We start from the raw sequence: 11,242 nt of genomic DNA, 5'->3' as shown, positions 1-11,242 counted from the left end.
TTAAGATGAAAAGAATTATATCAATAGAAGATAATCCTGCAAGTGCTGAGTATATCGATATTGCGATTGATATGCTTGGTTTTTCACACAAAAATTTTAATAATGCAAAAGATGGCATCTCTTTTATTGAAGAGAATGGTGCAGATCTGATTTTAATGGATGTTCAGCTGCCTGAGCTAAATGGATACGAAGCCACAAAAATATTAAAACACAAGTTTCCTCATATCCCCATTATTATTCAGACGGCTTATGCAATGAAGGGGGACAAAGAAAAAGCTTTCGAGGCCGGTTGCGACGACTATGTGGCCAAGCCCATTTCCCTGAAAACATTGAAAGAAAAGATAATTGCTCAAATTGAGAAATAACTGATTATTTTATCTTTAGTTCCTAACGCTGACGAACTTTCTTTTTTCTGTAATTTTTACGTTTTTTATTTCTGTTCCTGTTTTTTTTGTCAAATCTGTCAAGCCTGTCATCTAGGCTGACTTCCATTTTTACATCTTTCTCTCCACTGTTTAAGTATACCGAAACCTCCGGCTGTATTCCTCTCTTGTTCTTTTGAATAATACTTTTTACCTCTTTTACTGAAAGTTTGAAAGAGTTACCAGGTAAGCCTTCTGCAAGAGAATACCAGATTTCTTTTTTCAAAAAGTCAGTTTTTATGGGTTTTGCGAGCCCCTTGGAAGTCTCCAGATCGAGTAATTCTTTTGGGAAATCGTTTCTTGCTTCCATATAGGCGTCGAGTTCGTATAAAAGGCAACATTTTAATTTTCCGCAGGCACCAGCCATTTTTTGTGCTGACGGGGACAAGCCCTGTTTGGTAACTGCCTCCGAAGAAATGCTTTTAAAATCAGTTCTCCAACTCGAGCAACACAACTCTCTTCCGCACGAGCCAATTCCCCCAACCAGTCCGGCTTCCTGCCGGGCACCAATCTGTTTCATCTCAATTTTAATGCGGAACTCCTGTGCATATTTTTTAATCAATTCCCTGAAATCTACACGTCCTTCAGCAATGTAATAAAATATGGCTTTATTGTTGTCGCCCCTGAATTCAACATCACCGATTTTCATTTCAAGACCTAAATCTGCAGCAATCTGACGGGCACGGATCATCGTAGGCTTTTCACGAAGCCTCGCTTTAATCAGTTTGTCCAGGTCGAGTTCGGTAGCCTTGCGGTAAATTGTATTTAAAGTATATCTTTCAGGATTTCTGATTTTTCTTGTAAATTGTTTTTCGGCCAAATACCCTGTTAACTGAACTTCTCCCACATCGTGCCCCGGAGAAGTTGCAACAACAACCTTGTCGCCGCGTTTTAGAGAAATACGACTGTTGTTTTCAAAAAACTCTCTGCGGGTTGATTTGAATTTTACTTCAACTATGTTTGATTGGTCTGTTGTATCGGGTAAATCGTTAATCCAGTCAAAAACATCCGTTGTTTGAGAACCGGCCGAATTATTAAGTGAACATCCATTGCAACTCATTGTTTTCTTTCCCCTCTTTTTAAATAATCCAGTGCAAAGATTGAAAAAAGATTTAAATATCGTAAATTAATGTAGTCTAAATTAAAATTTTAACTTATGAATTTTGAAGAAATTTTTGCAGGCGTTAATTTTTTAGCTGTTTTGGTTTCGGCTTTAAGTGCATTTGTTATTGGCTGGTTGTGGTACGGCCCGCTTTTTGGAAAACAGTGGATGAAACTGAATGGTTTTACCGAAGAACAACTCAAAGAAGGAGGAGGAATGTCAATGCCTCTGATTATGATTATCAATTATGTGGCAACAGTTCTGGCGGCTTTTGCCATAGCTATATTTATTGGGGCTGAATCCAACATGTCATTTGGTATTTTTGCCGGTTTTATAATTGCGATTTTCTGGATTGGTACCAGCCGGTTAAACGATGTGCTTTATGAACGAAAACCTTTTGGACTGTTTCTTATTAATGTTGGTTATTATTTGGTAATTTATGTGCTGATGGGGGCAATTATAGGTGCGTGGCACTAATTTTTGTTGTGTTTTTATCGGTCGGAAGATAAAAAGGTGAATAAACAAACGTAAAAAAACAAATGTTTCAGGCGCGGAATTCCATTCGGATTCTGCTTTTTTTTGTTCCTTTAAAAGAAATTTATTCAAAGGAAATTTTATGTCGATGAGAATTCAGCACCTGACACTTTTATTGATTCTGGCCTTTTTACTTCAAAATAAAGAAACCCGGGCATTTGTACTTAGCAGGCAGTCCGAGATAAGTGTTTTAACCTGCAGCCCCGGGGATGAAGCCTATTCCGTTTACGGGCATTCAGCTATTCGTGTAAAGGATGAGTCGTACAATTATGATGTGGTTTTTAATTACGGGATTTTTGATTTTAGTTCTCCCAACTTTCTTTACCGTTTTGCCAGCGGGCAAACTGATTACTTGCTTGGAGCTTACGGGTTTTCTGATTTTGTTGAGGATTATATCGCCGCTAAAAGAAGCATTTACGAACAGGTGTTAAATCTCACACAACATGAAAAACAAAAAGTTTTTGATTTTTTACTTTGGAATGCCAAACCGGAAAATAGGGTCTATCGATACAATTTTCTTTTTGACAATTGCGCCACCCGGGTTCGCGACGTGATTCAGGAACAGTCTGATGGAAAAGTTAATTTTCCGGAGAAGACTGAAAATCAAAAAACATTCAGGGATTTAATAAAGGAATATCACTCCAAATTGTTGTGGTTAAATTTTGGAATCGATCTGATTGTTGTCGCTCCTTCCGATAAAGATGCTTCGGCTTTTGAAGAAATGTTTTTACCCGATTATCTTATGGACCATTTTGCCCATTCAACAATAACAACCGGAAACGAAACAAAAACTTTGGTAGGAGCCACCGATGTAATTTACCAGGCACCTGAATCAACATTTAAAAGTTTGAAAATAGTTAGTCCCTTTGTAGTTTTTGGCATTTTGCTGCTGCTCGTTATCTATGTGTCTGTTCGGCAATGGCGAAAAAAGAAGATAAACTATTTGACAGATTACCTGGTTTTTGGGATTAACGGTTTTATGGGAGTTGTTATGTTGTGGTTTGTTTTGTATTCGGAACATCCCGCTATGCACCCCAATTATAATCTTTTGTGGGCAATTCCGGTAAATTTTGTTTTTGTTTTTATTTGGAAAGTAAAAAAGTGGAGGACAGTAACACGGTATTACTTTGTTGTCGTTTCAGTGTGGTTGTTACTTTTTTTGCTTTTAAGTTCTCTGGCACCCCAGGAATTTCATGTAGTCTTTTACCTTTTAATTTTGATTGTTTTGGTGCGGGCTGTTTTGAACACTTTGTTCATTTTGCGGGGTAAAACTTTTGGGCGGTTAACTTAATCTGATTGTTGAAAAAAATCTGTGAACAAAATCCTGAGCAGTTTCCTTCCTGTAGCTAAACTTGTATCTTTGTTTTTCATAAGATAAAACTGATTTGACAGGTTCAAAAAAATATGTTGAGACGCCTTTAATGAAGCAGTACTATGCCATTAAAGACAAACATCCTGATGCCATTTTACTGTTCAGGGTCGGTGATTTTTATGAAACATTCGGAGAGGATGCGATAAAAACAGCAGAGATTGTCGGGATTACACTTACCCGCAGGGCAAACGGGGCAGCAAGTTATGTTGAATTGGCCGGCTTTCCGCATCATGCACTCGACACCTATTTACCCAAATTGGTACGTGCAGGGCAGCGGGTTGCTATTTGTGAACAACTTGAAGACCCGAAGTTGACCAAGAAAATTGTTAAGCGCGGGATTACTGAACTCGTAACTCCCGGAGTTTCTATTAATGACAATATTCTTGAAAACCGTGAAAATAATTTTTTAGCCTCTGTTCATTTTGACAAAAAGTTGGCTGGAGTCGCTTTTCTTGATATTTCAACCGGAGAGTTTTTAACTGCACAGGGGAATTATGAATATATCGATAAATTGCTGAATTCTTTTCAGCCGAAAGAAGTACTTTTTCAACGTGGAAGAGGAAAAGAATTTTCTGACATTTTTGGCAATAAGTTTTATACTTTTAATCTCGACGATTGGGTTTATACCGATGAATCAGCCAACGATCGTTTACTTCGGCATTTTGAAACTGCTTCACTAAAAGGTTATGGTGTGCAAGGCATGTCGTTGGCAGTTATCGCTTCCGGAGCAATTTTGCATTATCTCGATATTACTCAACACAGCCGGTTAAAACATATCACCAGCCTGAGCCGGATTGAGGAAGAACACTATGTTTGGCTCGATCGGTTTACCATCCGGAATCTTGAACTTTTTTCGCCATTGCACGATAGTGGGAAATCATTGATCCAGGTGATTGATAAAACCATTTCGCCCATGGGCTCACGTTTGTTAAAACGCTGGTTGGCGCTTCCGTTAAAAGACGTAGAGCCGATCAATGATCGCCTGAATGTGGTTGAGTTTTTTCTGAAAAATCCTCAAATCCGCGAGAACCTTGAGGAACATCTGCGTCAGATTGGCGACCTTGAGCGTTTGGTTTCAAAAGTAGCGGTGGGCAGAATTAATCCACGTGAAATGGTTCAGGTAAAAAATGCTTTAAATGCTATTTTGCCAATAAAAGAATGGTGTGCCGATGCAGACAATACAACCTTACAACGGTTTGCCGAACAATTAAATCCCTGTGACGGTATCCGGGAAAAAATCCACAAAGAAATTTTACCCGATCCGCCAACTGCAATCAATAAAGGAAAAGTAATTGCCGAAGGCGTTTCACAGGAACTGGATGAACTTCGCGATATTGCCTATTCCGGGAAAGATTATCTCGCAAAAATTCAGAAACGGGAAAGTGAAACGTATGGAATTCCTTCGTTGAAAATAAGTTACAACAATGTTTTTGGATATTATATCGAAGTTCGGAATACACATAAAGATAAGGTGCCGGAAGACTGGATTCGCAAACAGACTTTGGTAAGCGCAGAACGTTACATTACGGAAGAATTAAAAGAATACGAAGCAAAAATATTGGGAGCTGAAGAGAAGATTCAGGTGCTGGAAACTCAGATTTTTAACGAAATTGTTTTTGCTTTGGCCGATTATATTTCTGCCATTCAGCTGAATTCGAATATTTTGGCGAGGATTGATTGTTTGTTGTCATTTGCCGGTTGTTCAACCAGCTACGGATATTTCAGACCTGAGGTAAATGATTCAAATACAATTGACATTAAGAATGGGCGACACCCGGTAATTGAACAGCAGCTTCCCATCGGGGAATCCTACATTTCAAATGATGTTTTTTTGGATCAGGATGACCAACAGATTATTATTATTACCGGACCCAATATGGCAGGTAAATCGGCACTGCTGCGGCAAACAGCTCTGATTGTTTTATTGGCTCAAATGGGAAGTTTTGTTCCGGCAGAGTCGGCCAAAATTGGTTTTGTTGATAAGATTTTTACGAGGGTGGGAGCGTCTGATAATATATCACTTGGCGAATCTACGTTTATGGTGGAAATGAACGAAGCGGCCAGTATTCTGAATAATGTATCCGACAGAAGTTTGATTCTTTTTGATGAACTGGGGCGCGGAACATCTACTTACGACGGGATTTCCATTGCCTGGTCGATTGTGGAACATTTGCATGAGCATCCGAAGGCGAAAGCAAAAACCTTATTTGCAACTCATTATCACGAGCTAAACGAAATGGAGGGCGCTTTCCCACGTGTGAAAAATTTTAATGTTTCCATAAAAGAAGTTGGAAATAAGGTAATTTTTTTACGGAAACTGGTTCGCGGAGGAAGTAACCATAGTTTTGGGATTCACGTTGCAGGAATGGCCGGAATGCCAAAATCGGTGATAAAAAGAGCCGAACAGATACTCAAAAAACTCGAAGGTGGGAAGGAGACGGAAAATCTTTCAAAACCTTTGGAAGAAATTGGTGGAAACCGCGAGGGAATGCAGTTGAGCTTTTTTCAGTTGGATGATCCGGTATTGAAACAAATCCGTGATGAGATCGCCTATCTCGATGTGAATAACTTAACACCAATTGAAGCTTTAAATAAATTAAACGAGATAAAAAAGCTAACAGGTTTGAAATAAAACTTACCTTTTTTTTTCAATATTTTGCAGGGAAAAAAATTACCCATATATTTGCATCGCTTTAAAAGAAACGTTCTGTTAAATACGCGAGAATAGCTCAGTTGGTAGAGCACGACCTTGCCAAGGTCGGGGTCGCGGGTTCGAGTCCCGTTTCTCGCTCATCACGATATTCAAGGATGCCCGGGTGGTGGAATTGGTAGACACGTTGGACTTAAAATCCAATGATCATTATGATCGTGCGGGTTCAAGTCCCGCCTCGGGTACCATTGCGAGAATAGCTCAGTTGGTAGAGCACGACCTTGCCAAGGTCGGGGTCGCGAGTTCGAGTCTCGTTTCTCGCTCAATAAAAAAGCTTCACAAAACATTGTGGAGCTTTTTTATGCGTTTATTTTTTTTGAAAATCAGTAAAAATAGAAAGGAACAAGGTTGAGGCTTTCCGGTTACTTGAGTTTTGCGCCCGGGAGAGTTCCACTTTTTTGTAAGTTTTTTTTAGTCTTTTATATAGTTCCCTTTCTTTCCTTATCTTCGCATTTGACTGTAACAAACGAACTAAAATGAAAAAACAAATTGCCTTTGCACTTGCTGTTGTCGGCTTGTTTGTGTTTTTAAGCTCATGTGAACAACCTGAACAAAAAACCGAAGAAAAACCAAAGTTTATTACCATCAACGGACCTGATTTAGTTGCTCCCGATGGCCGCAAATTTTTTATTCAGGGAATAAACCTCGGGAACTGGCTAAATCCCGAAGGTTATATGTTTCGTTTTAGTAAAGCCGGTTCGGCGAGATTAATTGACCAGGCGTTTCGCGAAATGGTTGGGCCCGATTTTACAGATGAATTCTGGAAACAGTTTAAAGACAATTACATTTCACGTGAAGATATTCAGTACATAAAAAGTACAGGCGTAAATTCTATACGGATTCCGTTTCACTACAAACTTTTTACAGATGAGGATTATATGGGATTAACTGTCAATCAGGATGGATTTCAAAGAATCGACAGTTTGATTGAATGGTGCCGTGAATCAGAATTGTACCTGATTTTGGATATGCACGATGCACCAGGCGGACAAACAGGCGATAACATTGATGACAGTTACGGTTATCCATGGCTGTTGGTGAGCGAAAAAAGCCAGGAATTGTTTGTGGATATCTGGAAAAGAATTGCAGAACATTATAAAGATGAACCGGTAATTTTGGGCTATGATTTGCTCAATGAACCCATTGCAACTTATTTTAAGGAAGATGAGGCGATGCTGAATTCGAAGCTCGAACCTTTGTATATAAAAGCAGTCAAGGCTATTCGGGAGGTCGATACAAACCATATTGTTTTGTTGGGTGGCGCTCAGTGGAACAGCAACTTTTCAGTGTTTACCGATTCAAAGTTTGATGATAAGCTGATGTACACTTGCCACCGCTACTGGACCGATACTTTACAGGCCAATATTCAGGATTTTGTTGATTTCAGGGATTCAGTGAATTTGCCAATTTATATGGGAGAAACAGGTGAAAATACCAACGAATGGATTTCGGCCTGGACACGTCTGATGATAAAAAATAATATTGGATACCATTACTGGCCTTATAAAAAAATGGGAAGCCCGCGTTGTATGGTTACTATCCCAACTCCCGAAAACTGGCAGTTGGTTATAAATTTTACAGAAAGTTCGCGGGGAAGTTATTCCGAAATCAGGAAAGCACGCCCTGACCAGGAAGCGGTAAAAAAAGCGATGCTCGAATTTCTTGAGAACTGCAAATTTTCAAACTCTGCCAAAAACGAAGCATATATCCGGGCGATGGGAATGGAACCATAAAAAAATCAAGGGCCCCGGGCATTTTTGTATATCGTCACCCTGCGTGTATTTTAGGGGCTGCTTATCTGAAACAAATCCACAGTGGCCTTCGAAATATTTACAGTGGTTTTTATTACATGTTTTTAATCTCCAATCAGTTTTATCAGTTTCCCACGTGAAACCTGTTCTGTAAGTTCCATGTTGTTTAGCAAAGCCAGTTCATTCATTTGGTTTTGCGAAACGCCAAAGGCCTTGAGGGCATCTGCCAAGGTGCCTGAATTTCTCACCGACTGGATTTTTATCCGTTTCGGTTTTACATTTAGTTTTGAAGCTTCGGTAAGGCGGTTGAAGTTTGACATGGTAAGTTCAAAAGTTTGCAGATAGTTGCTAAAATTTTCACCCGACGAAACCCCGTGAAATACATAAACCGAACCACTATATTCGATAAAATAGGACAAAACTTTAATTGTTTGCTCCGCTCCTGTTTGCTCGTTTTGTGATACTTGTTGTGATGAAATAACAACTGTGGGCAAGCCATTTACGGTTACATTCCTGCTCTCCAGCGTCGTTAAATTTAATTCCTGAACTACTGTTTGTGCCGCCTCGGCAGCTGTTTTTTGTTTGGCAAGGGTGAATATTACGGCAGCTTTGCCATCGCTTGGAGCCATTTGAACCTGTAAAGGAGAGTTTTCCAGTTGCCAGCCGGAAGGAACCGGAAATTTGAATTTCATTTCGGGATGGTAAAAGATACCGGACTCAACATAACCCTGTCGCGGATCTTCTCCGTAAACTATTCCGTCTATCATACGTAAATAGTTGTCTTCATTTACTGTCCAGTTGTTCGAGTTGAGGCTGTCCTGCCATGATGTTGCTCTTTGGTTTACATCGTTGTACCTGTCTCCCGGATCGGGGTGGGTGGAATAAAAGGTTGGAATACCGCCACTCTCACTCTCCATTTGCATCTTGTCAAGGACATGAAAGAAATCGGCCATTTTATGTGCATCGTAGCCTATTTTGGTTGAATACTCAACTCCCAGTTTATCCGATTGTCGTTCATTATCCCGGCTAAATTTCAGGAACAAAAGTTGCATCCCCTGCATGGCATAGTCAGCAAACTGTCGAAAATCTTCAGAAACGATCATTCCGCCCACCAGAAGCAATTGACCCAGCTGCTGTTTACTTTGCTGGCTGGCTGTGTGACGCGCTGTAATATGGCCCATTTCGTGCCCCAATACACCGATCAATTCTGCTTCATTATTGAAGTGGGCCAGAATTCCCCGGGTCATGTAGATATATCCTCCCGGAACAGCAAATGCATTTATTACAGGCGAATCCAAAATTCTAAAATGATATTCCAGGTTTGGGCGATGCGAGATTTTTGCGAGTTCAGTACCTTTCTTTTCTATAAAAGTCTGCAAATCCGGATTCTCATATAAGCCAAATGTAGCAATAACCGTCGGGTCGTATTGAGCTCCCAGCTCAATTTCTTGTTCTTCAGTCATTAGCATAAGCTGTTTCTTTCCGGTTACCGGATTTACTGCGCACGAAGGAATCAATAAAATTGCAGCAATTAACAAAGCGAGTTTTGATAAAACCTGTCTCTTTTTCATAAGAAAATCTTAATTTTTTGGAATCAATAATTTAGTTCATTTAAATGGTTCGATTTGAACTTTCAGCCTTTATTGGTAAATTTAACGCTGTTTGAACAATTTCAGAAATTTTTATGCATAATAATAAAAGGCTTTGCCTGCCGCTTTTCTTTCTTTTAATCTCCACTTTAACCTTTTCTCAGGAACAAGCGTTAAAATCAATTGTTCAGGATGATTTAAAACAACATTTGACTTTTATTTCTTCAGACGAATTGCAGGGTAGAAAGCTTGGAGTCGGCGATGGTTTGGAAAAAGCAGCTGAATATATAGAAAGAAATGCAAAAGAAAACGGACTACAGCCGCTGAATGATAGTTACACGCAAACGGTTGATATTTTTTCTATTCATCCAGATAATTCACATACCTATTTAAAAGCTGAACATCCCAAAAAGAAAAAGAGCCTAAAGTCGCCTGCTATTTGTTTGGATAAACAGCTATTAAATCTGGATTTTAAAGGTAAAGTGGTTTTTGCCGGATTTGGGAAAGAAGATGAATCGGCGGGCTATGACGATTACGAGGGACTGGATGTAAAAGGGAAAGTGGTTTTGCTTTCCTCCGGGGATATGGAATCCTTTCAGGAAGACAAAAATTTTCAGTGGAGCGATCGTTGTGAACATAAAAAAAGACGGTTAGCTTTTGAAAAAGGGGCGGAGGCAGTTGTTCTTATTACCAACCCCAATGATAAAAAAGATAAGATCTTTGCGCAGCTTGAGAAATGGATGAATAGAAATAATTTTACGTTAAAAACCGAAAATCAAAACGAAGGAGAAAAGTATTTTATTACCACTCCCGAATTTGCCGATTTTTTGTTGGGAGGAAAAAACAGCTACAAAAAGTATCTGGAAACAATTGTAAAAGAAAATAAAGCAAATTTGTTGGAGCCGGAAAATGATGAGATTGAAATTCATATTCAAAGAGAGATTCAGACTTTTCATTCACGAAATATTCTGGGAATGGTGGAAGGAAGCGATCCTTTTTTGAAGGATGAGTTTGTAGTTTATATGGCTCACTACGATCATTTGGGAGTCAGCGAAGATGGGGATGTGTATAACGGTGCCGATGATAACGGGTCGGGGACAACCGTTTTGCTTGAATTGGCAGAAGCTTTTTCTTCAACAAAAGTAAAACCTAAACGAAGCCTCTTGTTTTTGTGGGTGACCAGTGAAGAGATTGGCTTGTTTGGTTCTGGTTTTTATTCCGGAAATCCGCTTGTGCCGATGGAAAAAACAACGGCCTGTATTAATCTTGATATGGTTGGAAGAGTTTATGAGCCAAGGGATTCGGTTTGGAGGCGTTCACCCAAAATGGTGAAGGATTTTGATGGTCTGTTTACACTTACTAACGATGTGTGGCCGGAATTGAAGCAGATTAGTGACTCCGTTTGTTATAGTTTGCACCTGGTGCCGGATAATTCCTTGCCCGCACAATTTCTTCGAAGCAGTGATCATTATCATTTTCATAAAAACGATGTGCCGATTTTGAATGTGGCAACCGGTTATCATGCCGATTATCATAAGCCAACCGATGAAGTTTCAAAAATTAATTTTGATAAGATGAAACGGGTAGCCGATTTTGTTTTTCTGGTTGGCTATGAAGTTGCAAATTATGAGCCACTTCGGAAAACAGGATCGCCGGCAAATTAAAAAAGCTGCCCGATTCCGAACAGCTTTTCCTTAATATTTTTTGTGAACAACACCACTGTTTTTAAATCCCCCTCCTTCGGAGGGGTTAGGGGAGGCCC

General features: G+C 39.6%; 8 protein-coding genes and 3 tRNA genes. 9 read left to right on the top strand and 2 right to left on the bottom strand.

What is annotated here, in order from left to right; translation table 11 throughout:
- The first annotated feature begins 5 nt into the window (after positions 1 to 5).
- Positions 6 to 365, top strand: coding sequence for a response regulator (locus tag GM418_RS08285; protein WP_158864995.1), 360 nt, complete (start codon positions 6 to 8; stop codon positions 363 to 365).
- Between the two features lie 22 nt (positions 366 to 387).
- Here GM418_RS08285 and GM418_RS08280 read toward each other — a convergent pair whose 3' ends face one another.
- Complete coding sequence (locus tag GM418_RS08280; RefSeq protein WP_158864993.1) at positions 388 to 1,482, bottom strand: PSP1 domain-containing protein; 1,095 nt, start codon at positions 1,480 to 1,482, stop codon at positions 388 to 390.
- 96 nt (positions 1,483 to 1,578) lie between these two features.
- Between GM418_RS08280 and GM418_RS08275 the strand changes: the two genes are divergently transcribed.
- From GM418_RS08275 to GM418_RS08245, 7 genes are all read left to right on the top strand, one after another.
- On the top strand, positions 1,579 to 2,001 hold the full coding sequence (locus GM418_RS08275; RefSeq protein ID WP_158864991.1) for a DUF1761 domain-containing protein: 423 nt from the start codon (positions 1,579 to 1,581) through the stop codon (positions 1,999 to 2,001).
- 139 nt (positions 2,002 to 2,140) lie between these two features.
- The gene (locus GM418_RS08270; protein ID WP_158864989.1) at positions 2,141 to 3,349 is read left to right on the top strand and encodes an Lnb N-terminal periplasmic domain-containing protein; all 1,209 of its coding nucleotides are present in this window, start codon (positions 2,141 to 2,143) and stop codon (positions 3,347 to 3,349) included.
- Between the two features lie 130 nt (positions 3,350 to 3,479).
- Positions 3,480 to 6,062: a DNA mismatch repair protein MutS gene (gene mutS / locus GM418_RS08265; RefSeq protein ID WP_158864987.1), complete on the top strand. Its 2,583-nt coding sequence runs from the start codon at positions 3,480 to 3,482 to the stop codon at positions 6,060 to 6,062.
- A gap of 86 nt (positions 6,063 to 6,148) precedes the next feature.
- Positions 6,149 to 6,221 (top strand) — tRNA-Gly (locus tag GM418_RS08260).
- 19 nt (positions 6,222 to 6,240) lie between these two features.
- A tRNA-Leu gene (locus tag GM418_RS08255) sits at positions 6,241 to 6,328 on the top strand.
- Positions 6,329 to 6,330: 2 nt separating this feature from the next.
- Positions 6,331 to 6,403: transfer RNA gene (locus GM418_RS08250), tRNA-Gly, on the top strand.
- A gap of 213 nt (positions 6,404 to 6,616) precedes the next feature.
- Complete coding sequence (locus GM418_RS08245; RefSeq protein ID WP_158864985.1) at positions 6,617 to 7,873, top strand: glycoside hydrolase family 5 protein; 1,257 nt, start codon at positions 6,617 to 6,619, stop codon at positions 7,871 to 7,873.
- Positions 7,874 to 7,995: 122 nt separating this feature from the next.
- Here GM418_RS08245 and GM418_RS08240 read toward each other — a convergent pair whose 3' ends face one another.
- Positions 7,996 to 9,462 (bottom strand): M48 family metalloprotease, encoded by a 1,467-nt coding sequence (locus GM418_RS08240; RefSeq protein ID WP_158864984.1) that lies wholly within the window; start codon positions 9,460 to 9,462, stop codon positions 7,996 to 7,998.
- Between the two features lie 113 nt (positions 9,463 to 9,575).
- On the opposite strand from GM418_RS08240, the gene GM418_RS08235 reads away from it, so the two are divergent.
- On the top strand, positions 9,576 to 11,144 hold the full coding sequence (locus tag GM418_RS08235; RefSeq protein ID WP_158864982.1) for a M28 family peptidase: 1,569 nt from the start codon (positions 9,576 to 9,578) through the stop codon (positions 11,142 to 11,144).
- Positions 11,145 to 11,242: the final 98 nt, after the last annotated feature.

The sequence above is a fragment of the Maribellus comscasis genome, from assembly GCF_009762775.1.
GTDB classification, from domain to species: domain Bacteria; phylum Bacteroidota; class Bacteroidia; order Bacteroidales; family Prolixibacteraceae; genus Draconibacterium; species Draconibacterium comscasis.
This window is presented reverse-complemented; position numbering and strand designations above follow the sequence as displayed.

Excerpts from the sequence above, each read along its gene's own strand:
- GM418_RS08285 (WP_158864995.1), top strand. The coding sequence starts at position 6 with ATGAAAAGAATTATATCAATAGAAGATAATCCTGCAAGTGCTGAGTAT.
- GM418_RS08280 (WP_158864993.1), bottom strand. The coding sequence starts at position 1,482 with ATGAGTTGCAATGGATGTTCACTTAATAATTCGGCCGGTTCTCAAACA.
- GM418_RS08275 (WP_158864991.1), top strand. The coding sequence starts at position 1,579 with ATGAATTTTGAAGAAATTTTTGCAGGCGTTAATTTTTTAGCTGTTTTG.
- GM418_RS08270 (WP_158864989.1), top strand. The coding sequence starts at position 2,141 with ATGTCGATGAGAATTCAGCACCTGACACTTTTATTGATTCTGGCCTTT.
- mutS (WP_158864987.1), top strand. The coding sequence starts at position 3,480 with ATGAAGCAGTACTATGCCATTAAAGACAAACATCCTGATGCCATTTTA.
- GM418_RS08245 (WP_158864985.1), top strand. The coding sequence starts at position 6,617 with ATGAAAAAACAAATTGCCTTTGCACTTGCTGTTGTCGGCTTGTTTGTG.
- GM418_RS08240 (WP_158864984.1), bottom strand. The coding sequence starts at position 9,462 with ATGAAAAAGAGACAGGTTTTATCAAAACTCGCTTTGTTAATTGCTGCA.
- GM418_RS08235 (WP_158864982.1), top strand. The coding sequence starts at position 9,576 with ATGCATAATAATAAAAGGCTTTGCCTGCCGCTTTTCTTTCTTTTAATC.